Raw genomic sequence first — 19,245 nt, forward strand, 5'->3', positions numbered from 1 at the left:
AGACACAGTCTGCTGGTGACGCCACTCACAGCACCCGGCCGGCCCGGCACAGTGGGAGGAGCCTGGCCCGAAGGCCCTTCCCGACGACGTGAGGATCCCATGCAGACCACTCAGCCGGCCGCGCTCAGCCGCGGCCTCAACGTCCGGCACATCCGGTTCATGGCCTTGGGGTCGGCCATCGGCACCGGGCTGTTCTACGGCTCCGCCGAGGCCATCCAGGCCGCGGGGCCCGCAGTCCTGATCGCCTACATGATCGCCGGCGCGGCCGTGTTCATGGTCATGCGCTCGCTCGGCGAGATGGCCGTGCGGCACCCCGTGTCCGGCTCGTTCAGCCAGTACGCCGGCCGGTATCTGGGCCCGTTCTGGGGCTTCGCGACGGGCTGGACCTACGTGTTCGAGATGGCCATCGTGGCCCTCGCGGACATCACCGCGTTCGGCATCTACATGGGCTTCTGGTTCCCGCAGGTGGACCGATGGGTGTGGATCGCCGCCGTGATCCTCGTCCTCACGGCGATCAACCTGCTCAGCGTCAAGGTCTTCGGCGAGCTCGAGTTCTGGTTCTCGCTCGTGAAGGTCGCCGCGATCATCGCCATGATCGCCGGCGGCGCCGCCCTCATCGCGTTCGGCTTCTCGTCGCCCTCCGGCGGCCAGGCGGGCGTTCACCAGCTCGTGGCGAACGGCGGGCTGCTCCCGAACGGCTTCGGCGGCCTGCTCGCGTGCTTCTCGGTGGTCGTGTTCGCTTTCGGAGGCGTCGAGACGGTCGGCGTGACGGCTGGCGAGGCGGCAGACCCCAAGAAGGCCATCCCGCAGGCCGTGAACACGGTGCCCGTGCGGATCCTGCTCTTCTACGTGCTCACGCTCGGGGTGCTCATGAGCCTGTTCCCGTGGAACCAGGTGGGCGCCCAGGGCAGCCCGTTCGTGCAGATCTTCAGCGGCCTCGGCATCCCCGGGGCGGCGAACGTCCTCAACGCGATCGTCATCACCGCCGCGCTGTCCGCGATCAACTCGGACATCTTCGGTGCGGGGCGCGTCCTGTTCGGCCTCGCGCAGCACGGCCACGCTCCGGCCTCCTTCGGGAAGGTGTCGGTGCGCGGGGTGCCGTGGATGACGGTGGTGGTCATGACGGGCGTGCTCGCCGTCGGGGTGGTGCTCAATGCCATGATCCCGGAGGACGTGTTCACGGTCATCGCCTCCATCGCGACGTTCGCGACCGTGTTCGTGTGGGCCATGATCCTCGCGAGCCACGTGGCCATGAAGCGCGAGATCCGCCGGTACGCTCTCGCACCGAGCGAGTTCCCGTCGCCGCTGTGGCCCGCGGCCTCGGTCCTCGCGATCGCGTTCATGGCGTTCGTGACCGTGCTCCTGGGCTGGTTCGAGGACACGCGCGTGGCCCTCGTCGTGGGCGGCGTGTGGATCGCCCTGCTCGCCGGCGCGTATGCCCTGTGGGTCCGGGGCGACGGGCGCCGCCGCCCCGGGCTGCGGGACGAGACCGCGGCCCTGCCCGTCGTCTCGGGCGATGGCGAGCGGGTGCGGGCGTAGTTCTCGGCAGCCCGCGGGCATATCACCACAACTCAGCGCCGTTCCAGCCCCTTTCAGGGCGGAAACGGCGCTGAGTTGTGTCGTTGTGCTCGGGGTGCGGACCCAGGGTGCCGGGCCTAGCGGGCCGACCAGCCGCCGTCCATCGTGTAGGACGCGCCGGTGACCATGCCCGCATCGTCCGAGGCGAGCCAGCACGCGAGGGAGGCCACCTCGGACGGCTCGACGAGCCGCTTGATCGCCATCTCGGTCAGCATGACCTTCTCGAGGACCTCGGACTCGGGGATGCCGTGCGTCTGGGCCTGGTCCTTGATCTGGGACTCCACCAGGGCGGTGCGGACGTAGCCGGGGTTGATGCAGTTGGACGTCACCCCGTGCTCCGCGCCCTCGAGCGCGGTGACCTTCGACAGGCCCTCGAGGGCGTGCTTCGCCGTCACGTACGCGCTCTTGAAGGCCGAGGCGCGCAGGCCGTGGACCGAGCTGAGGTTGATCACCCGGCCCCAGCCGCGCTCGTACATGTGCGGCAGCGCGGCGCGGACCAGGAGGAACGGCGCCTCCACCATGAGCCGCTGGATCCGCCGGAACGCCTCCGGGTCGTACTCGTGGATGGGGGCGACCTTCTGGATCCCGGCGTTGTTCACGAGGATGTCGCAGTCGAGCTGCAGGTCCTCGAGCGCGGAGGTGTCGAGCAGGTCCACGGCCCACGCGCTGCCGCCGAGGTCCGCGGCGAGCTTCTCGGCGGTGCCGCCGTCGAGATCGGCGACCACCACGTGCGCGCCCCGGTCCGCGAGCCCGCGGGCGACTGCGGCGCCGATCCCCGCCGCGCCGCCGGTGACGAGTGCCTTGCGGCCGTCGAGGCTCATGCGCGGGCTCCGGCCTCGGACACCTTGCCCTGGACGCGGGCGGCGTCAGCGGCATCGAGCGCGTGCAGCGAGGCGCCCTTGGTCTCCCGCATGGTGAGCACGGCGATGGCGGTGATGACGGACGCAGCCGCGAGGTAGACCGCGGTCGGCCACCACGAGCCCGTGGCCTTGAGCCACTCCGTCGCGAAGACCGGGGCGAGCGAGCCCGCGACGATCGAGGTGACCTGATAGGCGATCGAGACGCCCGAGTAGCGCATGCGGGTCGGGAACATCTCGGCCATGATGGCCGGCTGGCCGGCGTACATCAGGGCGTGGAAGATCAGGCCCACGATGATCGTCACGAGGATGATCCAGGTGTTCTTGGTGCCGAAGGCCGTGAAGGCCCAGAAGCCCCAGGTGGCGGTGAGGATCGCACCGGTGAGGTAGACGGGCTTGCGGCCGATCCGGTCCGCGAGGCGGCCGATCACCGGAATGATCGAGAAGTGGCAGATGTGCGCGATCGCGATGACGCCGAGGATCGAGGCGGTGTTCATCTTCAGGCCGGTGCCGAGGTAGACGATCGAGAACGTGACCACGAGGTAGTACATGATGTTCTCGGCGAACCGCAGGCCCATGCCGACGAGGATGCCCTTGGGGTAGCGGCGCAGGACCTCGAAGACGCCGTAGCCGGCGGCCTTCTCGGCCTCGAGCTCGGCCTTGGCGGCCTCGAAGATCGGGGCTTCCGTCACCTTGGTGCGGATCATGTAGCCCACGAGGACAACGACCGCGGAGAGCCAGAAGGCAATGCGCCAGCCCCACACGAGGAAGGCGTCGCCGGAGAGCGCCGAGGTCAGGACCCACAGCACGACGGTCGCGAGGACGTTGCCCAGCGGGACTGCGGCCTGCGGCCACGAGGCCCAGAAGGCCCGCTTCCCGTCCGGGGCCTGCTCGGCCACGAGCAGCACGGCGCCGCCCCACTCGCCGCCGAGCGCGAGGCCCTGGATGAAGCGGAGGACGACGAGGAGGATCGGGGCCCAGACGCCGATCTGCTGGTAGGTCGGGAGGCAGCCCATGAGCACGGTCGCCACGCCGATGAGCACGATCGTGATCTGCAGGGTCCGCTTGCGGCCGATCCTGTCGCCCATCTGGCCGAACACGATCCCGCCGAGCGGGCGCGCGATGAACCCGACGGCGTAGGTGAGGAACGCCGCGATGATCGCGTCGTACTCGTTGCCCATCTTGGGCAGGAGGATCTTGTTGAACACGATCGTGGACGCGGTCGCGTAGAGGAAGAAGTCGTACCACTCGACGACCGTGCCCGCCATCGAGGCGGAGACGATCTTCTTGAGCAGTGGCTGCTCGGTGCTGCCGGCGGAGCGCTGGTTCACGCTCATGGGTGTGCCTCCTGGGTGTCGTCGCTGACACGGCTCACAATCGGGGCCTCGCGGGCGTCTTCACGGTATGACGCCCATCACATGTCCCGTTGAGTATTCCCTGCACAGGTCTGCGCCTTCAATGGGCAATCCGGCACCGATTGTGTGCAGATATGCAGATTGCGCCGTAGGGTTTCCCCATGACGTCGGCGCAGCCCTCACCCGATCTCCTCCTCGTGCTCCTGGAGGTGTCCCGTTCTGGGAAGTTCACGACGGCGGGCGAGGGCCTGGGACTGAACCACACCACCGTGGCGCGCAAGATCGCGGCCCTCGAGAAGTCGCTCGGCGGCCGGGTGCTGGCCCGTGCCGCGGGCGGCTGGGAGCTCACGCCGCTCGGCGAGCGGGCCGTGGGCGTTGCGGCCCAGGTCGCGGACGCCGTGGGGCGGCTGGGGCCGGGCGGGGAGGACCCGATCACCGGGGTGGTGCGCATGACGGCGACGGACGGCTTCAGCGCCTACATCGCTTCACCGGCGGTGGCCCGGCTGCGGGCCGAGCACCCGGGACTCACGGTCGAGCTGGTCACGGTGACCCGGCGCGCGCTCCAGCAGCGTTCCGGGGTGGACATCGAGGTCGTCGTGGAGGGCGAACCGCAGGTCCACCGCGCCCAGGCCGTGCGGCTCGGCGAGTACACGCTGGGGATGTACGCCTCCCGCGGGTACCTCGCCCGCCACGGCGCTCCGCAGACGCCCGAGGAGTTGGCCCGCCACGGGCTCGTCTACTTCGTCGACTCGATGCTCCAGATCGACGACCTCGACGCCCCCCGGCGCCTCGCACCCGAGATGCGGGACGGCCTGACGTCGACCAACGTGTTCGTGCATGTCGAGGCGACCCGGGCCGGCGCCGGCATCGGCTTCCTGCCGTGCTTCATGGCCGACCGCCACGAGGACCTCGTGCGGCTGCTCCCCGACTACTTCCGCGAACAGCTCCCCTACTGGATGGTGCTTCGGCCGGACTCCTACCGCCAGCCCGCCGTCGCGGCCGTCGCAGAGGCGCTGCGTGCCCAGATGGAACGTGCCCGTCCCATGCTCCTGGGCGAGAGCGCCGGGTGACCCGGCCCCACGCGCCGTAGTGGCCGGCGCGGCGTAGCTGGCGGAACACGCGAGAGCGGCCGTTCACGCACCCGTCGGGCCGGCAGGGTCCGGGGAAGGGTCCCGGCGCGGCTCGCTCGCCCCGATCCACGCCCGGACCTGTCCGTCATCCCAGACCTGGGCCGGCAGCCCGCCGCCGAGCAGGCGGCGACGGAGTGCGGGCGAGGCGGGGATCGGCGTCGTGCTTCCGGCGATCACGAAGTTGCCGTACCGGCGGCCCTTGAGCATGGCCGAGTCCGCGACGATCGATGTGTGCGGGAAGACCGCGGCGATCGCGGCCGCCTCCGTCCTCGCGGAGACATGGTCCGGGGCGCTGCCGATGTTCGCCAGGAACAGCCCGCCCGCGTCGAGAAGGCGGGCCGAGGCCTCGATGAATTCGACGGTGGTCAGGGCGTCCGGCGTGGTGGACCCGGCGAAGACGTCGCGGACCACGACGTCGCGCGTGGCCGGGGTGAGGGACTCGGTGACCTGCCGCGCGTCGCCCACGCGGATGCGCAGCAGCGGTGCCCGGGGCAGGTCGAACCATCCGCGCACGTACTCGGCGAGCTTCGCGTCGAGTTCGACGACGACCTGCCGTGCGTCCGGGTAGCGCGCAGCCAGATACCGCGGGATGGAGCAGCCGCCACCGCCCTGGTGGAGGACGCGGAGGCGGTCGGTGCGCTCGGGGTCGAAGCGGTCCTCGATGAGGGCCACGATCCAGCGCATGTACTCGAAGTCGAGCCGGAGCGGGTCGGACAGCACGATGTGCGAGCTCTGGACCCCGTTGATCTTCAGGAGCCAGCCATCGCGCGAGTCACCGTCGGGCACGAGCTCGGCGCTGCCGGTGCTGATCGGGTAGAGGCCGGCCGCCGGGCCCTGCTGGGCGGCCATCAGGCGGCCCCGCCTGCGCCGCGGACCATGCGCATCTCGTACAGGGACGTCCCTCCGACGGCCTCGAGGTGGCGGGCGCCGTCGGGCGCGAAGCCGAGCTTGCCGTAGAACGCCCGGGCCCGCGGGTTGGCCTCGAAGACCCACAGGGACGCCGGCCGGTCGGCGAGGACCCGCTCGACCACCGCCAGCCCGGCGCCCGTGCCGTGCATCTCGGCCAGGACGTAGACGGTGTAGAGCTCCTCGGGCGTGGGGGCATCCTCGTCGCGGGCAGGGCCGGCCCCGGCGAACCCGACGACGCGCCCGCGCGAGCGGACGAGCGCGAACCGTGCGGGCGATTCCGGGGCGAGGGCCCGGCTCCAGCCCTCGGTGCGTGCCGGCGAGTCGCCGAGGCTGCCCGCGAGGAACGCCGCCGGGAGCAGGTGGGCGTAGGCCTCGCGCCACGAGGCGTCCTTGACCGCGAGCACCGCCTCGGCATCGTCAGGCGTGGCCCCGGTGATCTCGAAGGCAGGCTCCCGCGCGGCACCGCTGTGCTGGACCATCGCGCGCTACTTCACCACGGCCAGGGCGAAGCCGTCCCAGCCCTTGGACCCGGCCGTCTGCACGACGGTTGCGTCGAAGAGGGGGCCGCCGAGGAGCTCGAGCGACTCCACGATGGACGGCGCATCGGCGTCCCCGCGTTCCGGGTGGAGGAGGGTGCCCTCCCACACGGCGTTGTCGAGCACCACCACGGTGCCCGGGCGCCCGAGTCTGACGGCCCACTCGAGGTAGCGGGAGTTGTTCTGCTTGTCGGCGTCGATGAAGACGAGGTCGTACGGTCCGGACAGGCCGTCGAGCGTCTCGAGCGCGCGGCCCACGTGCACGGTCACCTTCTCGGCGAGCCCGGCGGCGGCGAGGTTCTCCCGCGCCACGGCAGCGTGCTCCGGCAGGTACTCGAGCGTGTCGAGGTGGCCGCCTTCAGGCAGGGCCTGTCCCATCCAGATGGTGCTGAACCCCGCGAGGGTACCGATCTCGAGCACCCGCCTCGCGCCGGAGATCCGGACGAGGAGGTTCAGGAGTTTGCCGGACGTGGGCTGGACTTCGATCGGCGGCATGCCCCGCGCGCCGGCGGTCTCGAGGGCCCGCTCGTGCTCCGGGCCGGGCTTCACGACGGTCCGCGTGAGCCAGCGTTCGACCTCGGTCCATTCGGGCTGCGCGACATGTTCGACCATGCCGCCAGTCTGGCACCTTGTGCCGAGGCCGCGACAGCGCCCGCGGCCGAGCGGCGCGTCAGCCGCCCGGCCGCTCCGTGGGCCCCGCGCCCTGGCCCGCGATGGCCCGCTCGAGCCGGTCGACCTTGCCGGTGATCTCGCCGGTGTGGCCGGGTCGGATGTCGGCCTTGAGCACGAGCGAGACCCGCGATCCGTAGCGGCCTACCGCCTCGGTGGCGCGCTTCACGACGTCCATGACCTCGTCCCACTCACCCTCGATCTCGGTGAACATCGAGCTCGTGCGGTTGGGCAGGCCGGACTCCCGCACAATCCGGACCGCTGCCGCGACCGCTTCGTGGACGGAGTCGGAGGGAGCGGACGACGGCGGGTTGGGCACCTCAGCCGCGCGGCCGGCGTCGGGCGCGGGGCCGGAAGGGGACACGGAGAACGCGACGATCATGCGCATCAGTGTGCCACCTCGCCCCGCCGGACAAGGTTGAGAGCGCGCCGTCATATAGGCGACACCCGCACTCTCGGATGGGTACTGTTGGGGTATGCAGCAGGAACGGGCGTGGCGCAAGCCGATGCGCGCCGACGCGGCACGCAACATCGAGAAGATCATCACGGCGGCCCTGGACTGCTTCCGCGAAGAGGGCCCGAATGTGTCCCTCAAGACCGTGGCGGACCGGGCTGGGGTGGGCCCTGCCACGCTGTTCCGCAACTTTGCCGACAAGGACGAGCTGGTCCTCGCCGCCGTCGAGCGGCAGATCAAGGTCAAGGTCGAGCCCGTGGCCGAGATGGCGCTCGACAACCCCGATGCCGCCGCAGGCCTCGTCGAGGTCCTCAGCGCCGTCATGCAGGTGGCCAACGACGAGCACAACCTGCTCTCCGCCGTCGCGGGCCGGCGGAGCCTGCTCGTGGGACTCGCCGGCAAGCTCATCGAGTCCCTCGGGGTCCTGCTCCAGCGGGGCCAGCGGGAGGGCACCCTGCGCGAGGAGCTCCAGCTGATCGACATGGTGCGGCTCGTGGCCATGCTCATCGGCGCTGGCGACACCTTGGAGCCGGGGTCCTTCGCGTGGCAGCGCTACGTGGCCCTCGTCGAGGACGCCATCCGCACCCACCGGGAGAACCGGCCGCTGCCGCCGCTCGGCCCGATTCCGGGCGTCGAACTCCCCCTCTGACCGCGGGGAGCTCTCCCCATGGCGGAGCCGGGGCACGCCCGCTAGCGTCGGGGGCATGACCATGCTTTCTGTCCTCGCATCCACGGGCTACGGGGCCTCCTCTTCAGGGGCCAGCGCCGCCGTCGGCCTCATCGGCGCGCTCCTCGGCGCCGTCATCGGCCTCGCCGTCGCCGGGCTCCTGTACATGGGAGTCTTCACCAAGGCCGGCCGCCCGGCCTGGGAGGCCTACGTCCCCTTCTACAACTTCTACGTGCTGATCACCAAGATCGTGGGCCGCCCGGCCTGGTGGTTCTGGGTCATCCTCGCCTCGAGCGTGATCCCGGTCCTGAACTTCATCACGTGGATCGCGGCCCTCGTTTTCGGCATCCTCATCATGAACGACCTGTCCAAGTCGTTCGGCAAGGACTCCGCCTACACCGTGGGCCTGGTGCTGCTCCCTGTGGTCTTCCTGCCCATGCTCGGTTACGGGCAGGCGCGCTACCTCGGCAAGGGAGCCCTCATGGCCCCCGGCGGCTACGGCCAGCAGCCCCAGCAGTACGGCCAGCCCCACCAGGGCTACGGGCAGCAGGGCTACGGGCAGCAGGGGTACGGCCAGCAGCAGCCCGGACCGTACGGCCAGCAGCAGCCCGGACCGTACGGCCAGCCGCAGCAGGGGTACGGCCAGCAGGCCAGCCCGTATGGCCAGCAGCCCGACGGGGACGAGCAGCGCCGCTGACCTGAACCGGTCCCTCCGGAAGCGCGGCGCTGGCGGTCAGCCCCAGCCGGCCAGGCGCAGGAGCGCCGCAGCGGCGGCGCCGGCGACCACGACGACGAGGAACGGGGCCCGCAGCAGCAGTGCGACGGCGGCTGCGGCGAGGGAGCCGAGCCTGGCGTCGAGCACGAGGGACTGCCCGCTCGCGAACGTGTTGACGGCGGTCAGGGACGCCAGCAGGCCGATCGTGACGGTGCCCGCGACGCGCAGCATGCGCTCGTTGTCCATCCACCGGCGCGGCAGCAGGTAGCCGAGCAGCTTGAGCGCGTAGGCGGCGGCGCACGCGAGAATGATCCACGCCCACAGGCTCACGCCCGGCCCCCGTTCCGGCCGTCGTCCGCGTTCCGGCCGTCATCCCCGCTGTCCCGGTCGTCCCCGTGGGGATCGCGGCGGGAGTAGGGGTCCAGGTCCGGCCCCAGACCCTCGACCCCCGCGCCCGCGGCGGGCCGTCCCGCGGCCGCCCTCGCATGGCTCAGCCACCCGAGCACGGCGGCGACGAGCGCGGCGATGAGGATCGGGACGCCGGGCGGCACGAACGGCACGGCGAGCACGGTCGCGAGGGCGCAGACCACGGCGATGGCCCACGGCTCGCGGCCCTTGAGCCGCGGCCACAGGAGCCCGAGGAAGGCGGCCACGGCGGCGCCGTCGAGCCCCCACTGCTTGGGGTCGCCGAGCGCGTTGCCCGCCAGGGCACCGATCGCGGTGAAGACGTTCCAGAGCACGAACACCCCGACGCCGGCCACCCAGAATCCTCGCCGCTGCTCGGCCGGCGCCTCCTGGCCCACAGCCGTGGCGGTGGACTCGTCGATCGTGAACTGGGGAGCCACGAAGCGGCGCCAGCCGGCGGGCGCGAACATCGCGTTGAGCTGCATGCCGTACACCGCGTTGCGCACGCCGAGCAGGGTCGCGGCCGCGGTCGCCGCGGCACCCGATCCGCCGCCGGCGACCACCCCGATGAAGGCGAACTGCGAGCCGCCCGTGAACATGAGCAGGCTCAGCGCCACGGTCTGGGGGACATCGAGCCCCGAGGCGACCCCGAGCGCGCCGAACGAGATGCCGTAGAGGCCGGTCGCCACGGCGATCGAGAGGCCGATCCGCGCCGCCGGCGAGTGCCGCAGCGGCACCGGCCCGCCGCCGTCGTGCGCGGGGTCCTGCCGAGGATCCGCCTCAGCCAAGGGCCGCCCCCAGCTGGGCGAGCACCTCGGCGGGGCGGTTCGTGGTGATCTGCTGGATGCCGACGGCGAGGCAGTGCTCCACGTCCTCGGGCGCGTCCACGGTCCAGACGCGGAAGGTGAGTCCGGCCTCGAGCCAGGCCCGCACGCGGTTCGGGTGGTCCCGCACGTAGCGGATCCCGGGGCCGGCGATGCCGGCGCGGCCCTCGTCGAGGATCGCCTCGGCGTCGAGCTGGGCCGCCTTGAGCACGTTGGCGACCGCCCCGCCAGTGAGGGCCCCGAGCGCGGCCGACTGCCGCAGCTCCTCGACCGAGACGTCGTCGACGAGCATGCAGACGTGGCGCGCGGGGACCGAGGCGAGGAGGTACTCGATGGCCTCGGCGTCGAAGCTCATGAAGCTGATCTGGATGCTGCCGACTCGCGAGGACTCGGGCTCCCAGCCGCGCGAGCGCAGCGCCTCGAGCACGCGGTCCTCGAGCGCCCGGCGGTAGGGGCTGGGGTGCTTGAGCTCGATCGCGAGCCCCACCTCGCGCCCGGAGGCCGCCAGCAGGTCCAGGAGTTCGGGCAGCGTCAGCAGCTGCTGGCTCTGGGCTCCGAACTCGTCCGGGACGCGGACGCCCTTCCAGGAGGAGAAGTCGAGCTCGCGGAGCTGGGCGAGGGTCCGCTCCGCCACGGGCCCCGTGCCGCTGGAGGTGCGGTCCAGATTCGGATCGTGCAGGAGGACGAGGTGCTGGTCCCGGGTCAGGTGGACATCGCATTCGACGCCGTCCGCGCCGTCGGCGAGCGCCTGGAGGTAGGCCGCGCGCGTGTGCTCGGCGAAGCGCGCGCTCGCACCTCGATGGGCATAGACAAGGGGGCGGGTGGTCATGGCGCAAGGGTATCGGACCCATCCGACGCCTAGATTGCGCCATACCCCGAGGGGTACTACGCTGGAACCAACAATACCCCTAGGGGTATCCCAGACGGAAGGACAGCCATGCTGCTCGAGCGCATCTACGACCAGGATCTGGCGCAGGCCAGCTACATGATCGGCTGCCAGGCCAAGGGCGAGGCCGTCGTCGTCGACGCCCGGCGCGACATCGCCCCCTACCTCGAACTCGCCGCCGCGAATGGGATGAAGATCGTCGCGGTCACCGAGACCCACATCCACGCGGACTACCTCTCCGGCTCCCGCGAGCTCGCCGCGGCCACCGGCGCCGAGCTCTACGTCTCCGGCGAGGGCGGCGAGGACTGGCAGTACGGCTTCGAGGCCGAGCGGCTCCTGGACGGCAGCACCATCCAGCTGGGCAACATCACCGTCACCGCCGTGCACACCCCGGGCCACACCCCCGAGCACCTCTCGTTCCTCATCAAGGACGGCGCCTTCAGCGACCAGCCCGGCTACCTCCTCTCGGGCGACTTCGTCTTCTCGGGCGACCTCGGGCGCCCCGACCTGCTCGACGAGGCAGCCGGCGGCGTGAACACCCGCTTCGAGGGTGCGCGCCAGCTCTTCACGAGCCTCAAGGAGAAGTTCCTGACCCTCCCGGACCACATCCAGGTCCATCCCGGCCACGGGTCCGGCAGCGCCTGCGGCAAGGCCCTCGGCGCCATCCCGTCCACCACGGTGGGCTACGAACGGCTGTTCGCATGGTGGGCCCCCTACCTCGCCGCGAACGACGAGGACGGCTTTGTCCGCGAGCTCCTCGACGGGCAGCCCGACGCGCACGCCTACTTCGGCCGGATGAAGCGCCAGAACCGCCTCGGACCTGAGGTCGTGGGCGGCCGCGGGGCGCTCCCCGAGCTCGCCGCCGAGGCCGTCGCCGAGGACCTGGCCGCGGACCTGATCACCTTCGTGGACACCCGCCACCACACCGATGTCCACCGGGGCACCGTGGCTCGCTCCCTCAACATCCCCGCGGGCGGCAAGATGGCCACCTACGGCGGGTGGGCCTACGACCCCGAGACCGACGCCCGGCCGCTCGTGCTCCTCGCCCCGAACGAGGAGGCCGCGGGCCGCATGTGGGACTCGCTCGTGCGGGTGGGGATCGACAACGTGGCCGGCTTCACGCCCACCCTCGAGGGCCTGCCCCTGACGACCCCCCAGAGGGTGGACCCTGCTGACCTCGAGGACTTCGACGCCGCCCTTGTGCTGGACGTGCGCAACAAGACCGAGCACGCCGCGGGCCACATTCCCGGCTCCGCCCAGCTCAGCGCCGGCCGCGTCCTGTGGCACACGGACCAGCTCCCTTCCGAGGGCGTGATCGTGAGCTACTGCCAGAGCGGCGTCCGCAACTCCGTCGCCGCGAGCGCCCTGCGGCGCGCGGGGCACGATGTCGTCGAGCTCGAGGGCAGCTACCTCGGGTGGAAGGCCTTCTCCGACGCCCAGGAGGCCGCCGCGGCCCGCTGAGCCGCGCGCCGCCCCGCCCCTCAGCCCCCGGATGCCCCGCCTGCCCCCCGCAGGCGGGGCATCCGGCTGTCGGCCCCCGCCGGTAGGGTTGAGGCATGGTGACGCTCAACCGCACCCCCCGCCCGCACGCGGGAGCGGAGTCCGGCCCTGGCCCGACCGATCTCGAGCGGGCCGCCGCCCTGAGCCGGATGAAGGCCCTTGCCCTGTCCCTCCTGATCGGGATGGCCGTCATCTTCGCGGTCTCGTTCGCGCTCCAGGACCGCTACGCCTGGCTCCAGTACGTGCGGGCCGCCTCCGAGGGCGGCATGGTGGGAGCGCTCGCGGACTGGTTCGCCGTCACCGCGCTGTTCAAGCACCCGATGGGGCTGCCCATCCCCCACACGGCGATCATCCCCACGCGCAAGGACGCGATCGGGGCATCCCTGAGCGGGTTCGTCCGGGACAACTTCCTCTCCTCCGCGGTGGTGCGCACCAAGCTCGACAGCCTTGACGTCGCGCGGAAGGCGGGCACCTGGCTGGCGAGCCCCGCGGGCGCCGAGCGGGTCGCGAAGGAGGGGGCCGCCGTCGTGCGCGGGGCCTTCACCGTGCTCAACGACGACGACGTGCAGGCCGTGATCGAGGGCATGGTCCGGCGCCACCTGCTCGCGCCGCCGTGGGGGCCGCCGCTCGGCCGGGTGGCCGACCAGGTCCTCGCGGCCGGCCACCACCACCAGCTCGTGGACCTGCTCGTGGACCGCGCGGCGGACTGGGTTGCAGCGAACTACGAGGCGGTGACGCGCGTCGTCTCCGACCGCTCGCCCTCGTGGGTGCCGAGCTTCGCGAACGACCTCGTCGGCGACAAGATCTATATCGAGCTCTCCAAGTTCGTCGCCGCCGTGCAGTCCGACCCCGACCACCAGGTGCGCCGCTCGATCGATGCCTACCTCCGGGAGCTGGCCCAGGACCTCCAGCACGAGCCGACCATGATCGCCCGGGTGGAGGGGATCAAGGCGCAGGTGCTCGGCGACCCACAGGTCCGCAGCCTCGCCGGCCGGACCTGGGCCACCCTGAAGCGGGTGCTGCTCGAGGCCGTCTCAGACCCGCGCAGCGAGCTGCACCAGCGGTTCACGACGGCGGTGCGGGACTTCGGCGCGCGGCTCGTCGAGGACGAGGAGCTGGCCGGGAAGGTCAATGCCTGGGTGGCGGATGCGGCGTCGTACGTCGTGGCGACCTACCGCGACGACATCGCGGGCGTCATCGAGGATACCGTCGCACGGTGGGACGCCCAGGAGACGTCGGAGAAGATCGAGCTCCAGGTCGGCAAGGACCTCCAGTTCATCCGCATCAACGGCACGGTGGTGGGCGCGCTGGCGGGACTGCTGATCTTCGCCGTGGCGCACGCCGTGTTCGGGGGCTAGGCGGACGACGCCGCGCGGCCGCCTCGGGCGCGCGGCGCGGGCCCGGGCGGCCGGTTCAGTTCGCGGTTCAGTCCGCGGTTCAGTCCGCGAGCGGCTCGATGCCGACGCGTCCCCCGAGCAGCCTCGCGCGGCGCTCTTCGATCTCGCGTTCGACGGCCTGCTGGGGCGACTCGACGGACAGCACGTCGGGCGCGGGCCCGAAGGCCTCTTTGGCGGCGCGCACCACGGCGCGGCCCATCAGGAAGTTGCCGGCGCCCCCGACCACCGCGCCGACCCCAAAGGGAAGGGCTCGGCCCACGAGCGCGCCGCCCTGCCGCTTGAGCAGCCACCTGAGGAAGCGCCGCTGCACGGTGCCCTGGATCGCCTTGACGGCCTGCGACGGCATGGAGCGGTTCAGCGCCACGCCCCACGCGCTGGACGGGTGGCCCCCGCGGCCGAGGGCCTGGCCGCCCAGCGCAGAGAGCAGGGCCGTGCCCTCCTCCCCCAGCATGAGGGCCATGATGGTGGTGCGGGCCCGATCCGGGTCCTCGAGGTGCACCCCGTGGAGCTCCGCGATCGAGGCGGCGTACAGGGCCGTCGCCTCGAGGAAGCCCACGGTGGCGGCGGCGGAGAGGCCCAGCGAGGTCATGGTCCCGAGGCCCGGCATCGCCGCGGTCCCGCCCACCGCGGCGCCCGTGCCCCCCACCGCCGTGAGGTAGCGGCGCTCGAGGCGGCGCGCGAGCTGGGCGGGCGAGTCGTTGGGGTACTGGCGGTGAAGCCGGCGCAGGTTGGCCAGCACGAGGGGGCGCTGCACGTCCACCGCCGCCAGGAGGGCCCGGTGGACGCGCGGGGTCGCCTGGCCCTGGGCGTCGAACATCGTCTGGTGCGCTGTGTCCTGCGCGATCCGCAGGGCCATGTTCTTCTTCGCCATCTGGCAAGGCTAGCCCCGGACGCAGGCCATGTCCCGCGCCCTTCGCGCTCGGCGTAGCCCCAAGGGCCCCTGGGCCGCCGGGACGGCGCGCGCTGTTTCAGAAGACGGCAGGCGGGGAAAAGGACCGGCGACCCGCGCCCCGCGGGCTTGGAGCGCTGCCAGTGCACCGGCAGCGGCGGAAGGAGCTCATTATGGGCATCGGTGCGTCAATCTTCCTCATCGCCATCGGCGCGATCCTCGCATTCGCGGTGACGCCTGGCCTCATCCCCTTCATCGACCAGACGCTCGTCGGCTACATCCTGATCGGCGTCGGCGTGCTGGGACTGATCGTCTCGCTCGTGATGATGAGCGGAACCCGCCCGAGGCGGCGCGTGACGGAGTCGCGGCAGCTCGTGGACCCGGACACCGGGGAGGCCGTCACCCGGCGCGACAGCCGCGAGATCTAGCAGCAGTCCCAGAACCCTCTGGGCCCGGCGGAGCAGGCGCTCCGCCGGGCCCATCTGCGTTTATGTGGAACCTCTTGACTTTCCAACATAAACGCAGATACAGTCAATCAATCCCACATACGTGTGATGGGGACCACAGGCTGGATCAGGGCTCAGAGAGGAGAGGTGCCGGGCATGTCGATGTTCGCCGAAGAGCGTCAGCGGCTCGTCGCAGACCGCGTCGCCGAGGCAGGCCGGGTCAGCGTCACCGAACTCGCCGAGCGCTTCTCCGTCACCACCGAGACCGTGCGCCGCGACCTCGCCGCGCTCGAGTCCGCCGGCGTGCTCCGCCGCGTCCACGGTGGCGCCGTCCCCGCCGAGCGCGGGGCCACCGCGGAGGCGAGCCTCCTCGAGCGGCAGATCCAGAACCTCCTCGAGAAGCGGGCCATCGCGGACGCCGCGGCGGACCTCATCGAGTCCTCCCGGGCCGGCAGCATCCTCCTGGACGCCGGCAGCTCCACCGAAGCACTCGCGGAGCGCCTCATGGGCGCCCCGCTGGACGGCCAGGCCCTCGTGGTCGTGACCAACGCCCTGCCCATCGCGGACAAGCTCGCGGCGGACGCGAACCTCAACGTCCAGCTGCTCGGCGGCCGGGTCCGCCCGCTCACCCGGGCGGCGGTGGGGCCCGCGACGGTCGACGCCGTCGAGCGCCTCCGCCCCGACCTCGCGTTCGTCGGGACGAACGGCCTGCACGCCCAGTTCGGGCTCAGCACGCCGGACGCCGAGGAGGCCGCCGTCAAGGCCGCCTTCGTGCGCTGCGCGCGCCGCGTCGTGGCCCTCGTGGACCACACCAAGTTCGGCGTCGAGACGCTCGTGCAGTTCGCGCGCCTGGACCAGCTGGACACCATCGTGACCGATCGGGCACCCGAGGGGGACGTCGCCGACGCCCTCGCGGAGGCCGGAGTCGACGTAATTGAGGCAGGCAAGCCATGATCGTGACCCTCACCGCGAACCCGAGCCTGGACCGCACGGTCGAGCTCGGCGCGCCCCTGCTGCGGGGCGAGGTGCAGCGCGCCGTGTCGGTGCGGCAGGAGTCCGGGGGCAAGGGCGTGAACGTGGCCCGCGCGCTGCGGGCCTCCGGACTCGACACGCTCGCCGTCCTCCCGGGCGATTCCGCCGACCCCGTCCTCGCCGGCCTCGCCGCCACCGGCGTGCCGTACGCGGCGCTGCCCATCGGGGCGCCGCTGCGCTCGAACGTGGCCCTCACGGAGCCGGACGGGGTCACCACCAAGGTCAACGAGCCCGGGCCGGAGCTCTCCCAGGCCCTCCAGGAGGCCCTGCTCGCCCTCCTCGTCGACCGCGCCCGCGGGGCGTCCTGGGTGGTCCTGGCGGGATCGCTGCCCCCGGGTGTGCCCGAGGACTTCTATGCCACGGCGGCCGAGCGCCTGCGCTCGGCCGCCGACGGAAGCGCGCCGAAGATCGCCGTCGACTCCTCCGGCGCGCCGCTCGCGGCCTCCCTCGCGGGCAGGCCCGAGCTCCTCAAGCCCAACGCTGACGAGCTCGCGGAGCTCGCCGGCCTCGTGGGCCTGCAGGACACCGGCACGCCGGCCGAGCTCGAGGCCTCCCCGGCCCTCGCCGCGAAGGCCGCACGGGCGCTCGTGGATGCCGGGGTCGGAGCGGTGCTCGCGACCCTGGGGTCGAAGGGCGCCGTGCTCGTCACCCGGGACGGTGCCTGGCACGCCACGCACCTTCCCATCAAGGCCGTCAGCACCGTCGGTGCCGGCGACTCCTCTCTGGCCGGATACCTCCTGGCCGACTCGACTGGGGCGGACGCCGAGGGCCGCCTGCGCCAGGCAGTGGCCCACGGGGCCGCCGCCGCGTCCCTGCCGGGATCCACCGTCCCGGCAGCGAACCAGACCACCCCCTCTGCCGTGACCGTCACGGCCCTCTGAGAAGGACTCACCATGACCGAACTCATCGCCCCCGAGCTCGTGGTGCTCGATGCGTCGCTGGGCTCTTCCCCCGCCGATGTGATCAGGCACCTGGCCGGCCTCGTTGCCGACACCGGGCGCGCCACCGAGGTGGACGGGCTGTTCGCGGACGCCTGGGCGCGCGAGCAGAAGACCGCCACCGGCGTCCCCGGAGGCATCGCCATCCCCCATTGCCGCTCCGCCGCCGTGACCGAGCCGTCGCTGGCGATGGCCCGCCTGTCCCAGAAGGTCGGGTTCGGCGCCAAGGACGGCGACGCCGACCTCGTCTTCTTCATCGCCGCCCCGGAGGGCGCCGACCAGGAGCACCTCAAGCTCCTCGCGAAGCTCGCCCGGAGCCTCATCAAGAAGGACTTCACCGCAGCCCTGCGCGCGGCGGCGACCCGCGAAGACGTCGTGGCGCTCGTCAACGACGCCCTCGGACTCACCACCACCGCCCCGGCCCACGCGGGCGCAGCGGCTGGAGCCGACGGCGGGGCAGCGGGTGTGGCTTCGGGCGTCCGCGAAGCGGGCGGCAGCCCCGCCGTCGGCGGAAGCGCCGGAGGCAACCAGAAGCGCATCGTCGCCGTCACCGCGTGCCCCACCGGGATCGCCCACACCTACATGGCCGCCGACTCCCTCGTCGCCGCCGGAAAGGAGAAGGGGATCGACGTGCAGGTCGAGACCCAGGGCTCCGCGGGCTCGACCCCGCTCCCGCAATCCGTGATCGACGCAGCGGACGCCGTGGTCTTCGCGGTGGACGTGGACGTGCGCGACAAGGAGCGCTTCGCCGGGAAGGCGTACGTGCAGTCGCCGGTCAAGCGCGGCATCGACGAGCCGGGCGTCATGCTCGACGAGGCCCTGGCTGTCGCTGCCGACCCGAGCGGGCGGCGGATTGCCCGCGGAACCGCCGGTGCGGCGTCGTCCGCGTCGGGCGCGGAGGGCCGCGAATCCGGCGGGGCGAAACTCAAGCGGGTGCTGCTCACCGGCGTGAGCTACATGATCCCGTTCGTCGCGGGCGGCGGCCTGCTCATCGCCCTCGGCTTCCTCCTCGGCGGCTTCGACATCACGAAGTACGCGGACACCATCGTGGTGAAGAACAACCTCTTCAGCCTGCCGACCGAGTTCGGCCCGCAGGCCCTCGGCCCGCTGGGCGCCTACCTGGGCGCGGTGCTGTTCAAGATCGGCGCGCTCTCGATGGGCTTCCTGGTCCCCGCGCTGGCCGGCTACATCGGCTACGCGCTGGCGGACCGCCCGGGCATCGCCCCCGGCTTCGTGGCCGGCGCCGTGGCCAGCTTCATGGGCGCAGGGTTCCTCGGCGGCATCGTGGGCGGCCTCCTCGCCGGCTACACCGCGCACTGGCTCGCGACGCTGCCGGCACCGCGCTGGCTGCGGGGCCTCATGCCGGTGGCCATCATCCCGCTCATCGCCTCCATCATCGCCTCGGGGCTGATGTTCGTGGTGCTCGGCGGCCCGATCGCGTTCGTCACCAAGGCGCTCAACGACTGGCTGACGGGCATGAGCGGCGCGGCAGCAGTGATCCTCGGCATCATCCTCGGCCTCATGATGTGCTTCGACCTCGGCGGCCCGGTGAACAAGGTCGCGTACGCTTTCGCCGTCGCCGGCCTGAGCGCCGCGAGCGAGGCGAACCCGGCGCCGTACCACATCATGGCCGCGGTCATGGCTGCGGGCATGGTCCCGCCGCTCGCCATGGCGCTCGCGACGGTGCTCGACCACAGGAACTTCAACGCGACCGAGCACGAGAACGGCAAGGCGGCGTGGCTCCTGGGTGCCTCCTTCATCTCCGAGGGCGCGATCCCGTTCGCCGCCGCGGACCCGCTGCGGGTCATCCCGGCGTCGATGCTCGGCGGCGCGCTGACCGGGGCGCTGTCGATGGCGTTCAACGTCTCCTCGAAGGCACCGCACGGCGGAATCTTCGTCTTCTTCGCGATCGACAACTTCTTCCTGTGGGTCGTCTCGATCGCCGCAGGCGTCGTGGTGACCGCTCTGGCCACCATCGCCCTCAAGCGATACGTTGGCAAGAAGGCGCCCGAGGCCGCGGAGCCAGTCCCCGTCGCCGCCTAGCGAGAGAGAGTTCGA

General features: G+C 72.0%; 20 protein-coding genes. 10 read left to right on the forward strand and 10 right to left on the reverse strand.

All coding sequences use genetic code 11. The features are described 5' to 3' along the window. The first annotated feature begins 99 nt into the window (after window positions 1-99). Window positions 100-1,539: an amino acid permease gene (locus tag J2W21_RS02415; RefSeq protein WP_307112905.1), complete on the forward strand. Its 1,440-nt coding sequence runs from the start codon at window positions 100-102 to the stop codon at window positions 1,537-1,539. A gap of 116 nt (window positions 1,540-1,655) precedes the next feature. On the opposite strand, the gene J2W21_RS02420 is transcribed toward J2W21_RS02415, so the two are convergent. Both J2W21_RS02420 and J2W21_RS02425 read right to left on the reverse strand, forming a co-directional pair. Further along, window positions 1,656-2,399 carry a 3-hydroxybutyrate dehydrogenase gene (locus J2W21_RS02420; protein WP_307112906.1) on the reverse strand — a complete coding sequence of 248 codons (744 nt, stop codon included), beginning with the start codon at window positions 2,397-2,399 and terminating at the stop codon, window positions 1,656-1,658. Further along, window positions 2,396-3,772, reverse strand: coding sequence for an MFS transporter (locus tag J2W21_RS02425; RefSeq protein ID WP_307112907.1), 1,377 nt, complete (start codon window positions 3,770-3,772; stop codon window positions 2,396-2,398). The genes J2W21_RS02420 and J2W21_RS02425 overlap by 4 nt, the downstream gene beginning before the upstream one ends. A 179-nt stretch (window positions 3,773-3,951) precedes the next feature. Here J2W21_RS02425 and J2W21_RS02430 point away from each other — a divergent pair, with 179 nt between their 5' ends. After that, window positions 3,952-4,860 carry a LysR family transcriptional regulator gene (locus J2W21_RS02430; RefSeq protein ID WP_307112908.1) on the forward strand — a complete coding sequence of 303 codons (909 nt, stop codon included), beginning with the start codon at window positions 3,952-3,954 and terminating at the stop codon, window positions 4,858-4,860. Between the two features lie 63 nt (window positions 4,861-4,923). Here J2W21_RS02430 and J2W21_RS02435 read toward each other — a convergent pair whose 3' ends face one another. Genes J2W21_RS02435 through J2W21_RS02450 form a run of 4 tightly spaced genes read right to left on the reverse strand, consistent with a single transcriptional unit; the run spans window position 4,924 to window position 7,416 of the window. Then, on the reverse strand, window positions 4,924-5,769 hold the full coding sequence (locus J2W21_RS02435; protein ID WP_307112909.1) for a spermidine synthase: 846 nt from the start codon (window positions 5,767-5,769) through the stop codon (window positions 4,924-4,926). Then, window positions 5,769-6,308: a GNAT family N-acetyltransferase gene (locus tag J2W21_RS02440; RefSeq protein WP_307112910.1), complete on the reverse strand. Its 540-nt coding sequence runs from the start codon at window positions 6,306-6,308 to the stop codon at window positions 5,769-5,771. Before J2W21_RS02440 ends, J2W21_RS02435 begins: the two co-directional genes overlap by 1 nt. A 6-nt stretch (window positions 6,309-6,314) precedes the next feature. Then, window positions 6,315-6,977, reverse strand: coding sequence for an O-methyltransferase (locus J2W21_RS02445; RefSeq protein ID WP_307112911.1), 663 nt, complete (start codon window positions 6,975-6,977; stop codon window positions 6,315-6,317). A 58-nt stretch (window positions 6,978-7,035) separates the two neighbouring features. Next, window positions 7,036-7,416, reverse strand: a complete 381-nt coding sequence (locus J2W21_RS02450; RefSeq protein ID WP_307112912.1) for a thiamine-binding protein — start codon at window positions 7,414-7,416, stop codon at window positions 7,036-7,038. A 94-nt stretch (window positions 7,417-7,510) separates the two neighbouring features. Here J2W21_RS02450 and J2W21_RS02455 point away from each other — a divergent pair, with 94 nt between their 5' ends. Beyond that, window positions 7,511-8,137 (forward strand): TetR/AcrR family transcriptional regulator, encoded by a 627-nt coding sequence (locus tag J2W21_RS02455; RefSeq protein WP_307112913.1) that lies wholly within the window; start codon window positions 7,511-7,513, stop codon window positions 8,135-8,137. Between the two features lie 55 nt (window positions 8,138-8,192). Then, window positions 8,193-8,852, forward strand: coding sequence for a DUF5684 domain-containing protein (locus J2W21_RS02460; protein WP_307112914.1), 660 nt, complete (start codon window positions 8,193-8,195; stop codon window positions 8,850-8,852). A gap of 36 nt (window positions 8,853-8,888) precedes the next feature. Here J2W21_RS02460 and J2W21_RS02465 read toward each other — a convergent pair whose 3' ends face one another. From J2W21_RS02465 to J2W21_RS02475, 3 genes are read right to left on the reverse strand one after another with little or no spacing between them, the layout of a single operon-like run. After that, window positions 8,889-9,200 (reverse strand): AzlD domain-containing protein, encoded by a 312-nt coding sequence (locus J2W21_RS02465; protein ID WP_307112915.1) that lies wholly within the window; start codon window positions 9,198-9,200, stop codon window positions 8,889-8,891. Beyond that, entirely contained in the window at window positions 9,197-10,012 is an 816-nt protein-coding gene (locus tag J2W21_RS02470; RefSeq protein WP_307113006.1) for an AzlC family ABC transporter permease, read from the reverse strand. Before J2W21_RS02470 ends, J2W21_RS02465 begins: the two co-directional genes overlap by 4 nt. 43 nt (window positions 10,013-10,055) lie before the next feature. After that, window positions 10,056-10,928: a glycerophosphodiester phosphodiesterase gene (locus J2W21_RS02475; protein WP_307112916.1), complete on the reverse strand. Its 873-nt coding sequence runs from the start codon at window positions 10,926-10,928 to the stop codon at window positions 10,056-10,058. Window positions 10,929-11,036: 108 nt separating this feature from the next. On the opposite strand from J2W21_RS02475, the gene J2W21_RS02480 reads away from it, so the two are divergent. After that, window positions 11,037-12,446: an MBL fold metallo-hydrolase gene (locus tag J2W21_RS02480; protein ID WP_307112917.1), complete on the forward strand. Its 1,410-nt coding sequence runs from the start codon at window positions 11,037-11,039 to the stop codon at window positions 12,444-12,446. Between the two features lie 188 nt (window positions 12,447-12,634). Continuing rightward, on the forward strand, window positions 12,635-13,843 hold the full coding sequence (locus tag J2W21_RS02485; RefSeq protein ID WP_307113007.1) for a DUF445 domain-containing protein: 1,209 nt from the start codon (window positions 12,635-12,637) through the stop codon (window positions 13,841-13,843). Between the two features lie 79 nt (window positions 13,844-13,922). Here J2W21_RS02485 and J2W21_RS02490 read toward each other — a convergent pair whose 3' ends face one another. Next, complete coding sequence (locus J2W21_RS02490) at window positions 13,923-14,753, reverse strand: hypothetical protein (RefSeq protein ID WP_307112918.1); 831 nt, start codon at window positions 14,751-14,753, stop codon at window positions 13,923-13,925. Between the two features lie 191 nt (window positions 14,754-14,944). On the opposite strand from J2W21_RS02490, the gene J2W21_RS02495 reads away from it, so the two are divergent. From J2W21_RS02495 to J2W21_RS02510, 4 genes are all read left to right on the forward strand, one after another. Then, window positions 14,945-15,199 (forward strand): DUF6458 family protein, encoded by a 255-nt coding sequence (locus J2W21_RS02495; RefSeq protein ID WP_307112919.1) that lies wholly within the window; start codon window positions 14,945-14,947, stop codon window positions 15,197-15,199. A gap of 180 nt (window positions 15,200-15,379) precedes the next feature. Then, the gene (locus J2W21_RS02500; protein WP_307113008.1) at window positions 15,380-16,171 is read left to right on the forward strand and encodes a DeoR/GlpR family DNA-binding transcription regulator; all 792 of its coding nucleotides are present in this window, start codon (window positions 15,380-15,382) and stop codon (window positions 16,169-16,171) included. After that, a complete protein-coding gene (locus J2W21_RS02505; RefSeq protein ID WP_307112920.1) occupies window positions 16,168-17,130 on the forward strand; it encodes a 1-phosphofructokinase family hexose kinase in 963 nt (320 codons plus the stop codon). The genes J2W21_RS02500 and J2W21_RS02505 overlap by 4 nt, the downstream gene beginning before the upstream one ends. Before the next feature lie 12 nt (window positions 17,131-17,142). After that, complete coding sequence (locus J2W21_RS02510) at window positions 17,143-19,230, forward strand: PTS fructose transporter subunit IIABC (RefSeq protein ID WP_307112921.1); 2,088 nt, start codon at window positions 17,143-17,145, stop codon at window positions 19,228-19,230. The last annotated feature ends 15 nt before the right edge of the window (window positions 19,231-19,245 follow it).

The sequence above is a fragment of the Sinomonas atrocyanea genome (assembly GCF_030811715.1).
GTDB lineage: Bacteria > Actinomycetota > Actinomycetes > Actinomycetales > Micrococcaceae > Sinomonas > Sinomonas atrocyanea_A.